This is a genomic window from Stenotrophomonas sp. STEN035 (assembly GCF_056759935.1).
Genome location: NZ_JBRRDY010000002.1, coordinates 20,857 through 40,272, shown reverse-complemented (window position 1 = coordinate 40,272; position 19,416 = coordinate 20,857). Strand labels below are relative to the sequence as shown.

The 19,416-nt window shown below is 61.3% G+C and carries 14 protein-coding genes; 8 read left to right on the top strand and 6 right to left on the bottom strand.

Annotated elements, in window-relative coordinates; all coding sequences use genetic code 11:
* Window positions 1-293: 293 nt before the first annotated feature.
* The 3 genes from ACVOLL_RS01235 to ACVOLL_RS01225 all read right to left on the bottom strand — a co-directional run bounded on the left by ACVOLL_RS01235 (window position 294) and on the right by ACVOLL_RS01225 (window position 3,617).
* Complete coding sequence (locus ACVOLL_RS01235) at window positions 294-1,688, bottom strand: FAD-binding oxidoreductase (RefSeq protein ID WP_481511208.1); 1,395 nt, start codon at window positions 1,686-1,688, stop codon at window positions 294-296.
* A gap of 35 nt (window positions 1,689-1,723) precedes the next feature.
* Window positions 1,724-2,746 carry a GNAT family N-acetyltransferase gene (locus tag ACVOLL_RS01230; RefSeq protein WP_481511207.1) on the bottom strand — a complete coding sequence of 341 codons (1,023 nt, stop codon included), beginning with the start codon at window positions 2,744-2,746 and terminating at the stop codon, window positions 1,724-1,726.
* 118 nt (window positions 2,747-2,864) lie between these two features.
* Complete coding sequence (locus ACVOLL_RS01225) at window positions 2,865-3,617, bottom strand: class I SAM-dependent methyltransferase (RefSeq protein ID WP_481511206.1); 753 nt, start codon at window positions 3,615-3,617, stop codon at window positions 2,865-2,867.
* A 353-nt stretch (window positions 3,618-3,970) separates the two neighbouring features.
* Between ACVOLL_RS01225 and ACVOLL_RS01220 the strand changes: the two genes are divergently transcribed.
* The 8 genes from ACVOLL_RS01220 to ACVOLL_RS01185 all read left to right on the top strand — a co-directional run bounded on the left by ACVOLL_RS01220 (window position 3,971) and on the right by ACVOLL_RS01185 (window position 13,849).
* Window positions 3,971-4,738: a flagellar brake protein gene (locus ACVOLL_RS01220; RefSeq protein ID WP_481511205.1), complete on the top strand. Its 768-nt coding sequence runs from the start codon at window positions 3,971-3,973 to the stop codon at window positions 4,736-4,738.
* A 634-nt stretch (window positions 4,739-5,372) separates the two neighbouring features.
* Window positions 5,373-5,864 carry a chemotaxis protein CheW gene (locus ACVOLL_RS01215; protein WP_481511204.1) on the top strand — a complete coding sequence of 164 codons (492 nt, stop codon included), beginning with the start codon at window positions 5,373-5,375 and terminating at the stop codon, window positions 5,862-5,864.
* Between the two features lie 123 nt (window positions 5,865-5,987).
* Window positions 5,988-6,371, top strand: coding sequence for a hypothetical protein (locus ACVOLL_RS01210; RefSeq protein ID WP_481511203.1), 384 nt, complete (start codon window positions 5,988-5,990; stop codon window positions 6,369-6,371).
* 83 nt (window positions 6,372-6,454) lie between these two features.
* Window positions 6,455-8,824 (top strand): methyl-accepting chemotaxis protein, encoded by a 2,370-nt coding sequence (locus tag ACVOLL_RS01205; RefSeq protein ID WP_481511202.1) that lies wholly within the window; start codon window positions 6,455-6,457, stop codon window positions 8,822-8,824.
* A 358-nt stretch (window positions 8,825-9,182) separates the two neighbouring features.
* Window positions 9,183-11,342: a methyl-accepting chemotaxis protein gene (locus ACVOLL_RS01200; protein ID WP_481511201.1), complete on the top strand. Its 2,160-nt coding sequence runs from the start codon at window positions 9,183-9,185 to the stop codon at window positions 11,340-11,342.
* A 13-nt stretch (window positions 11,343-11,355) separates the two neighbouring features.
* Window positions 11,356-12,201: a CheR family methyltransferase gene (locus ACVOLL_RS01195; RefSeq protein ID WP_481511200.1), complete on the top strand. Its 846-nt coding sequence runs from the start codon at window positions 11,356-11,358 to the stop codon at window positions 12,199-12,201.
* On the top strand, window positions 12,198-12,797 hold the full coding sequence (cheD, locus tag ACVOLL_RS01190) for a chemoreceptor glutamine deamidase CheD (protein ID WP_481511199.1): 600 nt from the start codon (window positions 12,198-12,200) through the stop codon (window positions 12,795-12,797). Before ACVOLL_RS01195 ends, cheD begins: the two co-directional genes overlap by 4 nt.
* A complete protein-coding gene (locus tag ACVOLL_RS01185; RefSeq protein WP_481511198.1) occupies window positions 12,794-13,849 on the top strand; it encodes a protein-glutamate methylesterase/protein-glutamine glutaminase in 1,056 nt (351 codons plus the stop codon). Before cheD ends, ACVOLL_RS01185 begins: the two co-directional genes overlap by 4 nt.
* A gap of 31 nt (window positions 13,850-13,880) precedes the next feature.
* Here ACVOLL_RS01185 and ACVOLL_RS01180 read toward each other — a convergent pair whose 3' ends face one another.
* From ACVOLL_RS01180 to ACVOLL_RS01170, 3 genes are all read right to left on the bottom strand, one after another.
* The gene (locus ACVOLL_RS01180; RefSeq protein ID WP_481511197.1) at window positions 13,881-17,537 is read right to left on the bottom strand and encodes an ATP-binding protein; all 3,657 of its coding nucleotides are present in this window, start codon (window positions 17,535-17,537) and stop codon (window positions 13,881-13,883) included.
* Between the two features lie 23 nt (window positions 17,538-17,560).
* Complete coding sequence (locus tag ACVOLL_RS01175; RefSeq protein ID WP_481511196.1) at window positions 17,561-18,247, bottom strand: response regulator; 687 nt, start codon at window positions 18,245-18,247, stop codon at window positions 17,561-17,563.
* 163 nt (window positions 18,248-18,410) lie between these two features.
* Complete coding sequence (locus ACVOLL_RS01170) at window positions 18,411-19,304, bottom strand: OmpA family protein (protein ID WP_481511195.1); 894 nt, start codon at window positions 19,302-19,304, stop codon at window positions 18,411-18,413.
* Window positions 19,305-19,416 lie beyond the last annotated feature (112 nt).

The window sequence follows — 19,416 nt, the reverse complement described above, 5'->3', positions numbered from 1 at the left end:
AGCCTCCCCTCACCCCAACCCCTCTCCCGCAAGCGGGAGAGGGGCTGAAGCGTAGTGCCGAGCCATGCTCGGCAGGAGCCTTACCAGCGAATTTCCCAGCCTCTCTCCCGCAAGCGGGAGAGGAGCTGAAGCGTAGTGCCGAGCCATGCTCGGCAGGAGCCTTACCAGCGAATTTCCCAGCCTCTCTCCCGCAAGCGGGAGAGGGCTTAAGCGGATTGCCGAGCCATCCCCGGCAGGCGCCTTACCAGCAAATGCCCAATCCCCTCTCCAACAAGCAAGAGAGAGCTGAAACCCTAACTGCCTGCGTGCTCGCGCTCGGCCACATCCGCGCCCAATACCGATACGCCCGGGAAAATGCCTTTCGCGTCATAACGCAGGCGCAGCTGCTGCAGGCGTCGCCAGATATCGGCGGAATAGCAACTCGCCACATCATCCGAGCGGGACTCAAGATCGAACTCATTGATGTAACTACCCGTCGCCACCGTCGCCAACTGGTCATAGACACTGTGCAGCCAATCCCGATTAAGTTCGTCCTCATCCTCATCGTTCCATTGCGCGTAGGTTGAGACCGACAACCGCCCGCGCAATGAATACGCCGCGTCGCAGAACGCATGCTCTGGCCGCAGAATCACCAGGGAAAACGTGGCTGCCGACGGGCGGGCCCGCATTCCGGATAGCAGCGCATCGGCCGCCTCTTCTATCGCGTCGGTCATGATGTTGTCGGCACGGTAGCGCTTGCTCACCATGGCCTGCTCGGTCTGTCGATAGATCGGATCGAAGCTGTCCAGCACCTGTTCGGCGAATTCACCTACCCAAGGATCTATGTCCGCGCGCAGCGCCTCGTGCAACGCAATGGCCTGGGCACTGTCTTCGCAGAACACGCTGGCACTCAATGCCACAGGCACGCCCGCAGCGCCACCAAGTACCAGCATGATCTGCACCCGAGGGTCATCGCTACGACCGCCCAGCGCCATCAACAGATGCTTCAGGTTTGCTGCCTCCACCGGATAGCCGCGTGACAGCATCGCTTTCGGTGCGGGCCAGACTTTCAGATGGAAACGAACCACCACGAAGAACAAGCAAGGGCCGCCACCGCGTGCCGCCCACAGCAGCTCGGGATTCTCGGTCTCGCTGACGTGCAGTAGCTGACCATCGGCGGTTATCACATCCAAAGCGCGGATGTTGAAAGTACTCATCCCACCCCAGGCATCACAGTTGATGCCCAGCCCGCCACCCAGCAGGAAACCGGCAAGCCCAACTTTACCTCCGTGGCCCGTCGGAAACGCCAGCCCGTGTGGGGCCAAGGCGTGCGATAGCTGGGCGCTGGTCACTCCAGGCCCAACCGTCACCATCTGCTGCTCCGCATGAACTTCGATTGCGTTGAGCAGCGACAGGTCCAGCAACAGACCTCCGCGATGGAAGAAGCTGCCTGCATAGCTGTGCCCGGAGCCTTTCATTGCCACCCGCAATCTATGCGGGCGCGCGAAGTTGATGCTCTTGATTACATCGTCGATGGACGCAGCACGCACGATGTATTCGGGGTAGCGTTCGAAATCACGTTTGTTCCACGCTGTGCTGTAGTACCAGCTGGCGTACTCGGCATGATGGCGCGACCTGACCTTGCCCTCCAGCGTTTGCGAGAAGGCACGGAAGTCGTCAGGAAGAATCTTCGGGTGCAGCGGGTCCATGTCAGTTCCCTTGGATAGGCCAGATAGATCGAGGGTCAAGCGGCCACGGTGCTGGTCGCCGAGTACAACGGCAGGGGCAGTAGCCCCAGACGAGTCTTGATGCGCGCGTTCAAGCGCCCTGCTTCGATGGTGCGTACGCCGGCAGCCAATGCCCATTTGTAGGCATACGCGAAACTGACGGTGTAGGGGCTGTAAGTAGTCAGGTCATAGCGCATGCCCGCAGACCAGATACACATCAACGGGCCATCAACGAAGCAGATCAGTCCGCCCACCACCACGCCTTTGTCCTCAATCAGTACCAGCCGCACCAAACCAGCGCAGGTGCGTACGAATCGCGCCAGCGCCTGTGCCGGGAAGTATTGCGGGGTTCCATTGCGCGCGGTGGTCTGTTGGCACAGTTCAGTCAGCTGCTCCAGGCGCTGGTCGAACGGCGGGGCGAGGAACTTGATTTCCGCATCGGCGGCCGCAAATTTGCGTAGCTGCCGGGTCATCTCATAGCGCCCGTCCTTGGGCAGGGCTTTCACCACTGCGTCGAAATCGTCGAAGCGGGTCATGTCCATGAAGTATCTGTCGACCAGATAGCGTACTTCCAGGCCGTGCTCTGCCAGCTGCTGCCGGGCCTGGTCGCGTGCCACATTCAGGACCCCGACGTATTGCGCGTCCACAGAGGCAGCCAGCGCTTTCAACGCACCCAACAGCGCTTGCTCGACGGCGGCACCAGGCACCGTGATGACCTCGCTGTCGAAACAATGCATGACATGACTGAACAACGCGATCTGCCCGCGGTCGCTTTCGATTCCGGCAGTCCGAGCCAGCAACCCGAATGGGTCGACCGTCTGCACGGTTTGCAGGTAGGTCGGCAGGAACCCAACCAGGCGCCCTTCGACGCGGGCCAACAAGTAGAACGCGCCTTTTATCGCCAGCAAAGGCGAGCGCTCCGCCGCGCACAGGAAGCGCCAATCGTAAAAAAAAGAAGCCTGACTTGCCTGATGGAACTCACGGTACTCGGCCTCATCCACCGCATCGATGGAAAGCCGGACCTCCACTTCAATGGACATTGCCTGACCCTCAGGATCGCCCAGCACCCTGGGTATCAAGCCGGGGCAGGAACGAAGAGATGGTTCATTGACGGCGACTCCGCCGTCGCCGGGAAACGCTACCTATCGGCGATCGCAGCTAGCGCTTGCGACACTCGATGATTGCTGCATGTGGCTCATCCACATACGCCTGCAGTGCCGGCGGCACCTCAGGCAAGTCGTGCTTTTCGGTAAGCCTGGGATTGGACCATTGGATCGCGTCCGCGCCTGCCTTGCGTAATGCAGCCTCAATTGCCTGTTGCGACCAGTACCAGGCATGCACGCTGGCATCGTACTGGCGATAGCGCAGACCCAGGCGCAGGCGCCCGCCTTCGTGATACGGCTGCGCGCTGTCGTCAGGCGTCAACGTGAAACCGCAGTCTTCGTAGTAACTGGGCGCTGGCGCGTAATGCGGATGGATAGGCAGGGCGATCAATCGCCCTCCAGCGCGCAGCGGTGCCATCATCTGTGCAGCCATCTGATCGAGCTCGGCCAGCGTGGTTGCATAAGGCAGCACGTAGACCGCCAACACCACATCGAACGCACCCTGGCTGGCGGCATCCAATGTGGAGCGGAAATTGATGTCCAAGCCATCGCGCTGCGCGCAACGTCGTGCGTAGTCGAGCATTCCTTCGGCAAGATCGTAGCCGACCACCTTGCGCGCACCAGCACGCTTCAGCAACCGCGAGTAGTAGCCGCTACCGCAGCCGAACTCCAGTACATCCAAGCCTTCCAACGCGCCCAACGCAGCAAACACGCTTGGCGTCTCGATGTATTTGCGGAAGGGCCACGTTGCCATGTCCTCGTAGAGCGCACCCAACTGATCGAACTGATCTGCTGCTTCCCTGCTCATCTGCTGTTCCCTTCTTTTGAGGGTACTGCGGTGGAAGAAGTTGCAGATCCTTACGGATCATCACCACCAAAACCGTGATGAAAATCACATTTCATCGAAAAATCACATGTATCTCGCAAAGATGAAATGGAATGTTCAGCTGCCGTCAAGCTGATGAAAAAGTCATTTCCATTACTTCCGACCTTGCCGCCGATGAATGGATGAATTGACTCCCCAGCCTGTCGGCAAATCTGCCGCTGAATACTGACACTCGTAACAATCCAACTAAAGATGTTAAAAAGGCGGCCGTTATCACAGTTTGTAGCGCCTTCACCTGCGCTGCACTGATCTTCGACCTCATCGCAACCGTGTCCATGCCCGACCAAGAATCGCCCGCACCGACGCCTTCCCCGCACGCCGGCAACCTGTATGCCGACGACCGATACATGGTGCGCAGTGCGCATCAGGTGCGGCATCTGCTGCAGGCCATGATTGATCAGCGCTCAATGATCAACGTGCACCCGGATGGCCGCGACCAGGCCTTCCCATCGGCGGTGCTGGACGTGGACATGCGTGGGCTGGTGCTGGATGCCAGCCCGGTACCCTCGATCAATCGTACGGTAGAGACCGCCAGCAACCTGCTGTGCTTTGGCCAGGTCGACAAGGTCACGGTCCGCTTCCAGCTGGAAGGCCAGCGCCGCATCGACCGTGACGGCCATGTTGCCTTCGAGGTACCGCTGCCCGAGGAGGTTTATCACCTGCAACGGCGCGAGTTTTACCGGTTGGAAACCCCGGTTGGCGATTCGCCTTACTGCGTACTGCCGGACCCGGATGGTGGGGAAGCCACTCGCTGGCGGGTACTGGATATCAGCGCCGGCGGCATAGCACTGCTGCTGCCACCGGATCAGAGCCTGCTCAAGCTTCAGAGCCGCTACAGCTGCGTGTTGGATATCCCCGAAAGCGCCCCGATCTCGACCTCGCTGGTGGTCTGCAACCTGCGCCAGCAAAAGCAACCCAATGGCACGGAGATGACCCGCATCGGCCTGCGTTTCGACGACCTGCCGCGCGGTGCGGACAACAGCATCCAGCGCTACATCTTCCGCATTGACCGTTTGCGCAAGGCGCGTAGCAACGGCGATTGAGCTGGAGACCGGGCAGGTTTGGGGGTTGGGGTTTGGTCGTTGCTATTAAGCCGTCATTCCCGCGCAGGCGGGAATCGCTTCGGCTCCTGCATCTGCTCCAGCAGTTGCTTTTGCTATCCAATTCGTCCCGACTATCGCCTCTGCTGCCAAGCCGTCAATGCCGCCCAAGCGAGCGAACAACGGCAAGGAGCGAAGGTGAAAATCAAAGCCAGAACTAGAACCAGAGCTGAGAGCCAGAAGCCAGAGGCTAAGAGCGATTCCCGCCTACGCGGGAATGACGGCTTAGTGGCAAAGACAAAAGCCCAAGGCCAAGCCGGAGCCGGAGCCGGAGCCAAGCCTGAAGCCAAGCCAGGGCAAAGCCGGAGCCAAGCCAGAGCCAAGCCCCAAGCTGAATCCAAATCGAAACCTCAGCCGGCCAGTATCACCAGCTGCATCCCACAGGTCAGACCGACGCCGTCCACCGTTGGCTGAATGAAAAAATGGCACCTTCAAACATGATGGTGCGCACATTTTCGACCCAGCACCCAATCGCACCCGAGCTTTCCCTGCCGGCCACCTAAAGTCCCCCGTCGCAACGCCGATACCGGTGCATCAGCCGCATCGCCACGGCAGCCCGCCAGGACCAGGATCCGCCATGAATGACTCCCGCAGCACGTCCACCAACACCACCGGTGGCGAGTACCTCAGCTTCACCCTCGGCAACGAACATTACGGCGTGGATATCCTCAAGGTGCAGGAAATCCGCGGCTACGATGCAGTCACCCGCGTGCCGGATGCGCCCGACTACATCAAGGGTGTGATCAACCTGCGCGGCACCATCGTGCCGGTCATCGACCTGCGCCTGAAGCTGCGCCTGGACGAGGCCCGCTATGACGCCTTCACCGTGATGATCGTGCTCAACGTCGAAGACCGCGTTGTCGGCATCGTCGTGGACAGCGTTTCCGATGTGATTCCGCTCAACGCCGAGCAGATCCGCCCGACCCCGGAGTTCGGCGCTGCGGTCGACACCCGCTTCATTTCCGGCATCGGCACCCAGGACGATCGCATGTTGATCCTGCTGGATATCGAAACCCTGCTCGACACCGCCGATCTCGGTCAGCCGAGTGTCGCCGAAGAAGCAGCCTAAACGGCAGTTTCGCGAAGCCGATCACAGTTTCATGCATGCAATTCAAGCGCGGCTTCTAGAGGCCGATAGCCATTGCATGCCTGTCCTCCCCGACCGGCCCTCTATCCCTTCCCGGAGTTTCCGATGTACAAGCATGTACTTCCGCTGTTTGCTGCCACCGTACTGGCAACCGTCGCGTTCGACGCCGTTGCCGATGCCGAGATGATCCCGCCGGAAAGCGCCGCGCGTTTCGCTGGCAAGGACGGCATGGTCTGCGGCAAGGTCGAAAAAGCCCGTTACGCCGAAGGCTCCGAAGGCCAGCCGACCTTCCTGCACATGGGCGGCATGTTCCCGCGTCACACCTTCTCGGCACGTATCGCCGGCAGCAACCGTGGCAAGTTTGGCTTCCCGCTGGAAACCCTGGAAGGCAAGACCGTCTGCGTGATCGGCAAGATCCAGCGCGATGCATCGCGCGCCGAGATCGAAGTGGCGTCGCCGGCCAACCTGAAGCTGGCAAACATCAAGTAATCCGCCTTTCGTCACGCCGGCTCAGTCGGCGTGCCACCCCGCGCATATGACATGGCGGGGCCTGTTCCCGGAGATCGCGCAAGATGCAGTGGATCAACTCGCTGAAACTGAAGCCTAAGCTGATGCTGACTTTCGGCGTCGTGCTGTTCGTCATGTTGTTGCAGGGCGTCGTCGCGTATCGCGGCCTGCACTCACTGAACAACGCCACCACCGACCTCGCTGAGAAACGTACCCCCAGCCTCCGTACCACTGGTGAGTTGAGCGGTATGGTCAGCGAGTACCGCAACGCGTCCTATCAGAGTTTGATCCGCGCCAGCGATGACGTAAAAGCCGACGCAAAATCACGCGCAACCGAGCTGCGCATGCAGATCGATACCACCATCGCCGCGTATCCAAAGCTGATCGACAGCCCGGAACAGAAGAAGCTCTTCGACACGTTTGTCGCCGACTGGGGCAAGACGGCGGCTTCCTACGACGCAGTCAGTGAGATGCTGGCGCTGGACCTGCCGGATGACGCCATCGACACCTTCGTTGGCGAAACCCGCAACCTGCACCGCAAAGCTTATGCAGCCCTGCAGGCGCTTGCTGCAAACGACAATACCCGCGCTCAGGCGGCTGCCAAACAGGCTGCTGAAACCTATCGCGCGTCAGCCCTGCTGATCATCATCGCGGTGCTGGTCGGCGGCGCTGCCGGCCTTGCACTGATCTGGCTGTTCGCCCGCTCGCTGGTCAACGCAATGCGTGGCGCCGTGGACGTGGCCAATGAAGTTGCGAGTGGCAAGTTGGACGGCACCATCGACCTGTCCCGCGCCGACGAGGTAGGCGACCTGTTGCGTGCCATGCAACGCATGCAGCGCGACCTGCGTGAGCGTATCGAACGCGACCAGGTCATCGCCAACGAGAACCTGCGCATCCGCACCGCACTGGATTACTCGTCCACTGGCGTGTTCCTGACCAACAACGATCTTGAGATCGTTTACGCCAACCGTGCCTTGCTCGACAAGCTCACCGAGCATCACGAGCAGATCAGCGGCGCGCTCAGCCAGTTCGACGCAAGCAAGCCGTTGATCGGCCAGCCGGTAACCGTGCTTGAATATCGCGGCGAAGTGGACGGCAAGGTTCTGGAAGCATTGGACAAGACCGGCGTCTTCAAGCGCGAAATGCGCTTTGGCGACGCTGAGTTCGCGCAGACCATCTCAGTCATCCGCGACGACAACAATGTACGGGTTGGCCATGTTGTCGAATGGCGCGATCGCAGCACCGAAGCCCAGGTTGAGAAGGAAGTGGCACGCATCATCGAAGCCGCCGCAGCTGGCGACCTCAGCGGACGCATCGGCACGGCCGACAAGGATGGCTTCTTCCTGCAGCTGGCCAGCCAGATCAACGGCCTGCTCGACGCCAATGCCAGCAGCCTGGAGCAGATCTCTGCCCTGCTTTCGGGCCTGTCCCGCGGCGACCTGACCGTGCGTATGCACGGCGATTACCAAGGCGTGTTCGCCACCATGCGTGACGATGCCAACGCCACCGCTGAGCAGCTGACCGGCATCGTTGGCCGCATCAAGCAGTCCTCGGTGTCGATCAACTCCTCGGCCACCGAGATCGCTGCCGGCAACAACGACCTGTCACGCCGCACCGAACAGCAGGCTGCCAATCTCGAAGAGACCGCGGCCTCAATGGAGGAGCTGACCTCCACCGTGCGCCAGAATGCAGAATCGGCACGCCAAGCCAACCAGCTCGCCATCGGCGCCGCCTCGGTGGCTTCGCAGGGCGGTGACGTGGTCAGCCAGGTGGTCACCACCATGACCCAGATCGAACAGTCCTCGCGCAAGATCGCCGAGATCATCTCTGTAATCGACGGTATCGCCTTCCAGACCAATATCCTGGCCTTGAATGCAGCGGTGGAAGCCGCCCGTGCCGGCGAACAGGGTCGCGGCTTTGCCGTGGTCGCCTCGGAAGTGCGTACGCTGGCACAGCGCTCGGCTGGCGCGGCCAAGGAGATCAAGGGCCTGATCGACGACTCGGTCGGCAAGGTTGCCGATGGCTCGGCGCTGGTCCGCAAGGCCGGCACCACCATGGGCGAGATCGTCGCCTCGGTGCAGCGCGTCACCGACATCATGGCTGAGATCTCCGCTGCATCGCAGGAACAGTCTGCCGGCATCGAGCAGGTCAACCAGACCATCGTGCAGATGGACGAAACCACCCAGCAGAATGCTGCACTGGTGGAAGAAGCCACTGCCTCCGCCCGCTCGATGGAAGAGCAGGCAGCGCAGCTTGCCAACGTAGTGTCGGTATTCCAACTGGAAGAAGGCGCCATCGAGACCGCCAGCCCCAAGTCCTCGCGTGAACCGGCGCCCCGCCCTGCCAGCCAGGCTCCGGCACCCGCACCGCGTCGTCGTACCGCCGCACGGACCGCAGTAGCTGAGCTGGCCGACTCGGACTGGCAGGAGTTCTAATCAGCAGGCTACTCGGCTTTGACGGCAACGCCGCCAACCCGGGCAACTGAGTCACTCAGAATCCGATGCCAGTCCCTGGCATCGGATTTTTTTTTGCTCTTGTGGGAGCGGCGTAAGCCGCGAAGCTGACACGCCATAAGGGGACCTACCTCGGCACCTCAAGCACTGCCAGCTTCGCGGCTGACGCCGCTCCCACAAGCAAGTGACACAGCAACCTCTCACCCTTCTTCGCATACGTGAACGGATCAACTGCTTCTGCCAGCCGCTCACGCCTTGCCTCTCAACTCGTGCCACTTCCGGCCGATAAACCGTTATCCCCTCACGCAGCGCCGATACCGCAAGGTTGGCGGAAGATTCGATGAATATCGCTTCGCTCTGGAACAACTACATTTCCAACATTTCGGTCAGGCGCAAGCTGAACCTGCTGACCGCGCTGATCGTCATCGGCGTCATCGCCCTGTCGGTCATCGCGGCGCGCATGCAGTACCTGGACTTGTACGAAACCCGCAAGGACGCGCTTCGCGCCCAGGTGGAAATGAGCTACGGCGTTCTGGATCATTACGCCAAGGAAGCGGAAACCGGTGCTATGCCGCTGGAAGACGCACAGAAGTACGCGATGGCCGCGCTGCAGAAGATGCGCTCCGACGGCGACGTCAACTATTTCAACATCTACAGCAACAAGTACGTGCTGTTGATGCACCCGTTCCGCGCAGACCTGGTCGGCAAGGACATGAAGGATTTCCGTGACCAGGACGGCGTACGCCTCTACTACGACCAGGTTGAAGCTGCGCGCAAGGGCGGCGGCTATGTCGCTTATAGCTGGGCCAAGCCGGGCAAGGATGGCTTGGTTGGCAAGCTCACCTATGCGGGCATGTACACGCCATGGAACTGGGTAGTTTCCAGCGGCATGTACATGGACGACCTGCAGGCCCAAGCCATGAAGTTCACTGCGGTGATGACGGTAGCGGGTGGCGTGCTGGTACTGCTGGTCTTGGCATTGAGCTGGATCATCGGCAACCGCATCGTGCTGCCGTTGCGCAGCGCAACCGCCGTGGCCACTGCCATTGCCAATGGCCGCATGGACAACCGCATCGCTGCGCCCAGCAAGGATGAAACCGGCCAGCTGCTGAGCAGCATGGCGCACATGCAGGACCAGCTGCGCGCGGTGATTGGCGCACAGGCGGAGATGGCGCGCCAGCATGACGCCGGCATGATCCGCTATCGCATCGACGCCAGCGCCTTCCCCGGCGACTACGGGGTGATGGTGGAAGAAACCAACGTATTGGTCAGCAACCACATCGACGTCAAGATGCAGGTGATCGCGCTGGCGCAGCGCTATGCGGTTGGCGATCTCAGCCAGGACATGCCGCTGCTGCCGGGTGACAAGCGTGTCATCACCGAAACAATGGCTGCAATCAAGAACAACCTCGCCGCCATCAACAGCGAAATCAAACGTCTGGGCAGCGCGGCAGCTGCCGGCGACTTCAGTCAGCGCGGCGATGAAGACCGCTTCGAACACGACTTCCATGCAATGGTGCGTTCGCTGAACAACATGATGCAGGTCAGCGACGACAACCTTGGCGAGGTATCGCGTCTATTGCAGGCGCTCGCGGATGGTGACCTCACCGTCAAGCTGAGCGGCGATGCCCAAGGCGTATTCGCCAGCATGCGTGAAGACGCCAACAGCACCGTCAGCCAGCTGGCCGGCATCGTCTCCGGTATCCAGCAGTCGGCCGACAGCATCAATCTTGCCGCCGGCGAGATCGCTACCGGCAATGCGGATCTGTCGCGTCGCACGGAGATGCAGGCCGCCAATCTTGAAGAAACCGCCGCGTCGATGGAGGAACTTACCTCCACCGTCCGCCAGAACGCGGAGTCCGCCCGCCAGGCCAACCAACTCGCCATCGGTGCCGCCGGGGTAGCCTCGCGCGGCGGCCTCGTGGTCGAAGAAGTCGTCACCACCATGGGTCAGATCCAGCAGTCCTCACGCCGCATCGCCGACATCATCAGCGTGATCGATGGCATCGCCTTCCAGACCAATATCCTGGCACTGAACGCCGCGGTGGAAGCTGCGCGAGCGGGTGAACAAGGTCGCGGCTTTGCGGTGGTTGCCGCCGAAGTCCGCACCCTTGCGCAGCGCTCCGCCGGTGCCGCCAAGGAAATCAAATCACTGATCGAGGACTCGGTCGAACGCGTGGACGAAGGCTCGCAGCTGGTGCAGCAGGCCGGCACCACCATGGGCGAGATAGTTACCTCGGTTCAGCGCGTCACCGACATCATGGCCGAGATTTCCGCCGCATCGCAGGAGCAGTCGGCAGGCATCGAACAGGTCAACCAGACCGTCATGCAGATGGACGAGACCACACAGCAGAATGCGGCCCTGGTTGAGGAAGCAACCGCCGCTGCCCGCGCAATGGAAGAACAGGCCAGCCTGCTGGACCAGGCTGTTGCGGTATTCCAACTGAGCGCGCAGCCGGCACCGGCAACGCGCCCTCAAGCACTCGCCCTGGCCAGCTGAGCGGACTGCCACCATGATCGATCTGGACAGCAACCAGCGTGACTTCGAATTCAACGACCGCGACTTCCGTCGGGTCTGTGAGCTCATCCATGCCCGTGCCGGCATCGCGTTGGCGCCGGCCAAGCGCGACATGGTCTATGGCCGCCTGTCGCGGCGTCTACGCAACCTCGGCCTGCATTCGTTCAAGGACTACCTGGACCAACTGGAACAGCACGGCGGCGACGAATGGCAGGCCTTCACCAATGCACTGACCACCAACCTCACTTCGTTCTTCCGCGAGCCGCACCACTTCGACAAGCTGCGCGAGGAGCTGCAGACACGCGCGCCGAAGGCACCGCTGAAGCTATGGTCGTGTGCGGCCTCGACCGGTGAGGAGCCGTATTCCATGGCAATCACCGCTTGCGAGGCATTCTCATCAATGACCCCGCCGGTGCGCATCGTCGCCACCGACGTCGACACCCAGGTGCTGGCTACCGCCAACCAGGGCGTCTACGCGATGGACCGCATCGCCGGCTTGGACCCGGCCATGAAACGCCGCTATTTCCAGCGCGGCAGCGGCCCCAATGAGGGCAAGTGCCGGGTAGTCCCCGCCTTGCGCGCCCTGATCGAATTCCGCCCGCTCAACTTGCTGTCCAACCGCTATGACGTAGGCGGACCATTCGACGCACTGTTCTGCCGCAACGTGATGATCTACTTCGACAAGCCGACCCAGCGCGGCATCCTCTCGCGACTGGTCCAGCATATGGATGAAGACAGCCTGCTCTACACCGGTCATTCCGAAAACTATCTGCACGCTGCCGATCTGATCCAGCCGTGCGGCCGCACCTTGTACCGCCGCAGCCGCAGGAATGGCGCATGAAGAACCCACAGCACTCCCCCGACGAGGTGATGCGCTACCGCGACACTCGGTTCCAGACGATTGCCGCCAAGCTACTGCCCACCCAGTACCTGGTAGTAGACGACGATACCGCGCTTACCACTATCCTCGGTTCCTGCGTGGCGGCCTGCATACGCGACCCCATCCTCGGCATCGGCGGCATGAATCATTTCCTGCTGCCCGAGGGCAACATCGGTGACGGTGCACCTGCACGCTACGGCAGCTACGCCATGGAACTGCTGATCAACGATCTGCTCAAGCGCGGTGCCCATCGCAAGCGCCTGGAAGCCAAAGTATTTGGCGGCGCCAACGTGCTCAAGGGATTTACCAGCAATCCGGTCGGCACCCGCAACGCCGAGTTCGTCCGCCAATACCTGCGTGCCGAGCATATCCCGATCGCCGCTGAAGATCTGTGCGGCATTCATCCGCGCAAGATCTGGTTCTTCCCGATTACCGGCCGCGTCGTGGTGCAGCGCTTGCCGCACGCACATGATGCTGAAGTGGTGGCCACCGAAACCGCCGTGCGCGCCCGTCTGTCGCATACCCCGGTCAGTGGTGGCGTGGAGCTGTTCGAATGATGCCGAACGCCCCCTGCCGGGTTCTGATCGTCGACGACTCGGCGCTGGTACGCCAGATCTTGACCGAGATCCTGGCCGCCGACCCCGCAATCGAGGTCATCGGCACCGCTGCCGACCCACTGCTCGCACGCGAAAAGATCAAACGGCTCAACCCGGACGTACTGACACTTGACGTGGAAATGCCGCGCATGGACGGCCTGGCTTTCCTGGAAAACCTGATGCGTCTGCATCCGCTACCGGTGGTGATGGTGTCATCACTGACAGAGCGCGGCGCCGATACCACACTGCAGGCGCTGGCCCTGGGCGCGGTGGACTTTGTCGCCAAGCCGAAGATTGATGTCGCGCGCGGATTGGATGCGTATGCGGAGGAAATCCGCAGCAAGGTGAAGATGGCTGCCCGCTCGCGGGTACGCGCAATTGCGGGCGGTCCGCGTCGGCCGCTGCAGCGCCCGGCCGGCGCCAGCAGTCTCGGCTTCCGTACCACCGACCGCCTGATCGCCATCGGCGCCTCGGCCGGCGGCACCGAAGCCTTGCGCGTGGTGCTGGAAACAATGCCCGCTGATGCCCCAGCCATTGTCATGACCCAGCACCTGCCGGCCAGCTTCAGCACCGCGTTTGCCGAGCGCCTGAATCGGCACTCGGCAATGTCGGTACGTGAAGCCAGCGACGGTGAAGCCATCCTGCCCGGCCACGCCTACCTGCCCGCTGGGGGCCAGCACCTGCGGGTGATACGTGACGGTGCCCGCTGGCGCTGCCGGGTTGACGACGGCGTGCCGGTCAACCTGCACAAGCCTGCGGTGGATGTGTTGTTCCGTTCGGTTGCGGCCAGTGCCGGCGCCAATGCCATCGGGGTGATCTTGACCGGCATGGGTGAAGACGGTGCACGCGGCCTGCTGGAAATGAAGCACGCCGGCGCAGCCACCTTGGCCCAGGACGAGGACAGTTCCGTCGTCTGGGGCATGCCGGGGAGCGCCGTGCGCTTGGGTGCGGCCGATGAAGTATTGCCTTTGGACAGGATCGCCGAGCGTATCCTCGGCATTGCCCGTGGCTGACACCACGGCCAGTGCGACGGCGCCCCCGATCTCAGCTGACCAGATCCGGCTCGCGCATCCCCGCCAACACCGCGATGATCACCGGCAATTCGCTGGCGATGAACTGCGCGTTGGCAACAACCTCGTCAAGCTCCACTTCGTGCTGATCGCATAGGAATTCTACGCGGTCGCAGATATCCATCAGATGCGCCACCTGCAGCAGGCGGACACCACCGTTGATCCGGTGAACCAGATTCGACATTGCCCGGGATTCGAACTTGGGCAACAACGCCTGCAGTTCGTTCAGATCACGGACGAAACTTTTGTGCGCCTCGGCGACAAGGTTGCGCGTCATCGCCTCGTCGCCACCAGTCAGTTCCTGCAGTGCTGATGCGATATCACGGGCCTGCTCCTGACGCGGCGCCGACGCAGCCGTATCGGCCCTTTCGCCCAGCGAGACCAAAATGCTGGAAAGCGTACTCAGACTGACCGGTTTGAATAGACAATCGTTCATGCCCGATGCGATGCACTTGGCCCGCTCCTCCGGCTGGGCGTTGGCGGTGAAACCGATAATCACACAAGGTTGCAGTCCATTCGCCTTCTCATGCCGGCGGATGGCCCGCGCCATGTCATGGCCATTCATCACAGGCATATTGCAGTCGGTGACGACGACATCGACACGCTCTTCCAGCCAGCAATCCAAGCCTTCGCGCCCGTCGGACGCGCTGCGCACGCTCTGCCCCAAAAATGCCAGCTGCTGGGTCAACAAGGTGCGGTTGGCCGAGTGGTCGTCAACCACCAACAAGTTCAGGCTCGGATGCTTGGCGTCGACGGTCTTCAGCACCTCGACGGCGCCCGGAATCGGCGGCAACACCTCCAACGGCAGATTCAGAATGACCGAGGTGCCTTGGCCCAACGTGCTGCGAATGGAGATGTCACCGCCCATCAGCTCACACAGGAACTTACAGATCGGCAGACCCAAACCGGTACCGCCCCGCGAGCTATGGCCATGATCGGCCTGCGCGAACGGGTCAAACAGGCGTGCGATGTCACCATCGGCGATGCCAATGCCGGTATCGGCCACCTCCAGCTGCAGGCGCAGCTGCGCTTCTGCCACCGACACAGCACTCACCTTGATGCGTACCTTGCCACGATCGGTGAATTTGATGGCATTGCCGACAAGATTGGACAGCACCTGCTTGAAACGCATCGGGTCTATCGATACGTCGCAATCCGCAGCCGGGTCCAACTCCAGATGCAGGTGCAACGTCTTCTGCCTGGCCAGGCCATTGAACACGCGTGCGACCGATTCGGTCATCTCACGCAGATTGGCCCGCTTCGGGCTCAAGCTGACGTGGCCCGATTCGATGCGCACCACGTCGAGGATGTCGCCGATCAGCTCCAGCAGACCATGGGCGGAATCGTAGGCAACTGCGATTGCCGATCTATCAAGGCGGCCCTGATCGGCGTGCTTCTGAGCAAGCTCAAGCATACCGATGATGGCGCTCATTGGCGTGCGTATTTCATGGCTCATCGTCGCCAGGAACGTGGTCTTCGCTCGGCTTGACTGGTCCGCAGCGTTGAGCGCGCGGCGCAGCTCTTCCATCAGATGCAGACGATCGCTCACATCGATCCAGCCACAGACCACGCCCTTGGCCTGGCCCTGCGAATCGAAGTACGGGTAGATCCAGTGGTAGATGCTCAGCACCCGCCCAGGCAGGTGCAAGGTGCGATCCACCTCCAGCGGTTTGCCGTTGGCCATCACCCACAGATAATCATCGTGGAAGCTCTGGGCCTCGCGCGGATCCAGCTTCGCACCCTCCATCGAGGTCTTCCCGAGCACTTTCTTCTCGGTGACCGACAGCATGTCCAGGTAGTTGGTATTGCAGGTGACCAACCGGCCCTTTTCGTCGCGCACATAGATGGGGTGCGGCGTGCCATTGATCAACGAGCGCATGAAATTCAACTGCTCGCCAAGCGCATCCTCGGCCACTTGCCTACGACGATATTGCGAACGGATATGCACATTCCAGATAAGCGACACCAGAATCAGCAGCAGAGCTCCGGCCGTGATCTTGTAGATCAGCGCACGAAAATCCGTCCACGTTGCTGGCGATGCATCGGGGCGTGGGCGCCAGCGGTTCTGGAAGATGTCCACCTCATCCGGCGGAATCTGCAGCATCGCCTTGTCGATGATGCTGGCAAGCTCCGTGTGATCCTTGCGCGTAGCAATAGCCAGCCAGGCCGGCGTGTCCTCCACCACATCGGAAACACGTAGCTTCTCATCGTGCAGAACCGCAGTGTAGTAAAGCGCCATCGGCAGGAACGCGATCGTCGCATCAGCCTTGTCGTCCTTCACCAGCTCCATGGCCGCAGCAAGGGTATCGGTATCGATGAACTGATAGTCCGTTTCCGGAACCAGCATCTCCTTGAGCGCATGCTGCATCGGCAACGCGATACGCTTGCCGCGCAGGTCATTGAGCGTTACCGGGCCGTCCGCCTCCTCGCGCGTGATGATGCCGAACGAGGTCTGCACGAACGGTCGAGAAAAATTGAACTTCCGCGCACGCGTTGAGGTAGGCACCAGCATCGTGAGCTCAGCGCTGCCGTCCTCCAGGGCTCTCATCTGCTGGTCCAGCCTCGATACACGCACCGGCTCAAACTCCAGGCCGGTGCGCTGGGCTATGGCACGCATGATGTCGGCACTCAAACCACTGAAGCGGCCGTCGGTGTCAAAGTAAGAGAGCGGCGCAGTGTCATTGCTGGCCACAAAGCGCACCACCGGGTTCTCTGCAATCCAACGCTGCTCTGCGCTGGTCAGCTCGATCCGTGCCATCGGCACCATACCGCCGCCGCCAGACCAGCGCTTCAGCAATTCAGCGCCGTGGGTCTGCTGCAGTCTTGTCAATGCGAGGTTGATGACGCGCTCAAGCGTCAGTGCGTCCTCCCGCACCGCAAAGGCGAAGCCGCCGGTATCGATGCGCGGTACCGCGACGGTACGTACATAGTTGAAATAGCTGAGATTGACCAGGTAGTTGCTGGAAACCGTATCACCCAGATAGAGATCCGCACTACCAAAGGCCAGCGCGGCCAACGCCTGCTCGCGCGAGCGATAGTTGGCGATTATCGCGTCCGGATAGAGATCGCGTATCTGCACCTGCGGCAGATAGTCCTCAGCCACAGCGATACGCATGCCGGTCAGCTCTTGCGCCATTCGCCGGCGTTCGGCTTTGCGCACGTACAGTACCGGCGTGTCTTCGACATAGCGCTGCGTCAGGCGCACCGCGTGGCCGGCGAGCTCGTAGTTGTTGGCGCTTCCGACCATATCGACGGCACCGTGTTCCAGTGCACGCAGCGCCGCAGCCCTGTCCGGGTAGCGAATCACCCGCAGCTCGACCCCCAGCATTTCGCCAATCGCCCCAAACGCATCCGCGGTGATGCCTTCATAGCAGTCATTGCCTGAGAACACCTCCAGCGGCATGAAGCTTGGTGAGGCGACGCCCATCACCAGCACGCCCTTGCTCTGCAGCCATTCCCTGTCACCCTTGCCCAGTTCAAGCGGAGCATTGGGAATATTGGCGCGTGCCAACAGAGTCAGGTCCCTGACTTCGGCGGGTGCAGCATGAGCGGTGCTCGACACCAGCGACAAAAAGGCAAAAAACAGCCATGCCGCACGCATGAAGCGGCGCCTCAACATAATCTGCGGCATGGTTGGGATACTCAGCGATTCAATCAGCTAGTGGCGAGGCTGTGCTGGAGCTTGAACAACTCCGCATCGGTACGAACCCCGAGTTTTCGGAAGGCAGCTTGCTTTTGCCCACTAATGGTCTTCATGCTGCGCATGAACTTGCGTGATATCTGCGACACCGACATACCGTCCAGGCAGCAGCGCAGCACCTCGCGCTCCTTGGGCGATAGCGAAGGGTCGTTCAACAGGCGCTGCCCACCCTTCACATCGGGCGATGCACGCCCGGCGGGAAGCGGCTGGCGGCCAAGACGATAGGCCAAACCTGGTGAGACATAGGTTTCGCCCGAGGCGACCTTGCGAATTGCCTCAACCAGCAGCTCGGCACTTTCCGACTTCCCGAAGAACCCGTTCGCACCAACACTGAGCGACAGATTGACCACCGACGGCGATTCCGCGGAGGATGAGACAAGGATGCACAGCGACGGAAAGCGGCGCCGTATCAAGCCGATGAGATGCAAGCCATCCAACTCGCTCGCGCCCAACGCATAGTCGAGAATCAGCAGATCCGCCGGCGTGCCACTCAGTGAGGCCAGCAAGTCCCGGCTGTTCGAATAGACGCCAACGACCTTGAGATCTGCCTCCCGCGACAGGCGGAGCTCCAATGCCATCTGTATTAAAGAATGGTCATCCAACACCGCAACGCGGAGTGGCGCCATGATTGACCATTTCACTGCATCAACTCCTCTACACTGCAAAACCCCGCAACATGAATCAGGTTCCGAGCCGCATTCTGGTCGGTAGTATTTTCCATCCAGGCTTCCAGTCTGGCTGAAGCCTGTACTCTTACTGCGCGGGATCGGCCCTATTCCAAGCAACCCAGGCCATTCCCGTCGCTCATCGAGCTGGCGTCATTCGAACCTCGACACGAAGCACGACGCGCCGGTTGGGTGCATTGCAGGCTCGCTGCTGCTCCACGCTTCCGTAGCAGCCGTGCTTCACCAGGGTACGACTGCCAGCGCTGCTTGACTGCAGCATCGACTGCGGCAGACCGCTGCCGACAAGAGCGCTACGAACGGTATCCGCCCAACGCTGCCCAAGCGCCTGGTTGTCTGCAGCCGCGCCAAGAGGATCGGTGTGGCCCTCGACCTCAACGCGGGTTATCTGCGCGTTCTCGCGTTGTAGATCAGCCAGCAGTGTGTTGATCTGGCTGCTGCCTGCAGCGGTCATGCCGTGGCGACCATTGAACGCGATGTCAGCAGGCAGCACGTACTCACGAAGCGCCAAGGTTGGTGCGTCCAGGTAACCATAGTGGCGGCACGGCTCGATCCTCGATGCGCGCGAAAGCAGGTGAACCTGCTGACGTTGCCCATCCAGTTCAGCCGATGCCACCGCGCGGGTCACGGGCATGGGCTGGTTACCGCCCTCCTCGCGCACCTTGAGGTAGTACGTTGCCCCGCCCTTGAAGTTTGCCGCGTAGAGTTCGTCGTTCTTTCCGGAATACGTGGGGGCATCGTCCAGATAGGCACCCAGCATGTGTTGCCCAGGCGTCAGGCAGAACGCGGTGTAGCCACCGGGTTTCAGCGCGGTGATGAATTCCCGGTCCAGATAGACGTTGGCAACGGACGCGCCCGACAGGTCCTCGCCCCGGTAATAGACAACCTGGGCCTGATCCTGCCCTACCGCTGCCACCGCGGTATACGAACCACCATAGGCACGATGACTCTGCGCCGTCGCTGTACCGGCGACAGACCATACGCTGGCGGCAGCGACCAACACCAATACGGGCATGCCTTTAATTCGATCAACTACCGCGCAACACATCTGAACACCACTCCGTAACGCCCGCCAGCGTTATCGACGCCGGCGGGCATGGAACCAATGTGGTGTGGCAGCCAAATGC

Bases quoted from the DNA above. Each gene is read 5' to 3' on its own strand.
- ACVOLL_RS01180 (WP_481511197.1), bottom strand. From the start codon at position 17,537: ATGCCGCAGATTATGTTGAGGCGCCGCTTCATGCGTGCGGCATGGCTG.
- ACVOLL_RS01230 (WP_481511207.1), bottom strand. From the start codon at position 2,746: ATGTCCATTGAAGTGGAGGTCCGGCTTTCCATCGATGCGGTGGATGAG.
- ACVOLL_RS01235 (WP_481511208.1), bottom strand. From the start codon at position 1,688: ATGGACCCGCTGCACCCGAAGATTCTTCCTGACGACTTCCGTGCCTTC.
- ACVOLL_RS01185 (WP_481511198.1), top strand. From the start codon at position 12,794: ATGATGCCGAACGCCCCCTGCCGGGTTCTGATCGTCGACGACTCGGCG.
- ACVOLL_RS01195 (WP_481511200.1), top strand. From the start codon at position 11,356: ATGATCGATCTGGACAGCAACCAGCGTGACTTCGAATTCAACGACCGC.
- ACVOLL_RS01170 (WP_481511195.1), bottom strand. From the start codon at position 19,304: ATGCCCGTATTGGTGTTGGTCGCTGCCGCCAGCGTATGGTCTGTCGCC.
- ACVOLL_RS01220 (WP_481511205.1), top strand. From the start codon at position 3,971: ATGCCCGACCAAGAATCGCCCGCACCGACGCCTTCCCCGCACGCCGGC.
- ACVOLL_RS01200 (WP_481511201.1), top strand. From the start codon at position 9,183: ATGAATATCGCTTCGCTCTGGAACAACTACATTTCCAACATTTCGGTC.
- ACVOLL_RS01210 (WP_481511203.1), top strand. From the start codon at position 5,988: ATGTACAAGCATGTACTTCCGCTGTTTGCTGCCACCGTACTGGCAACC.
- ACVOLL_RS01205 (WP_481511202.1), top strand. From the start codon at position 6,455: ATGCAGTGGATCAACTCGCTGAAACTGAAGCCTAAGCTGATGCTGACT.
- ACVOLL_RS01215 (WP_481511204.1), top strand. From the start codon at position 5,373: ATGAATGACTCCCGCAGCACGTCCACCAACACCACCGGTGGCGAGTAC.
- cheD (WP_481511199.1), top strand. From the start codon at position 12,198: ATGAAGAACCCACAGCACTCCCCCGACGAGGTGATGCGCTACCGCGAC.
- ACVOLL_RS01225 (WP_481511206.1), bottom strand. From the start codon at position 3,617: ATGAGCAGGGAAGCAGCAGATCAGTTCGATCAGTTGGGTGCGCTCTAC.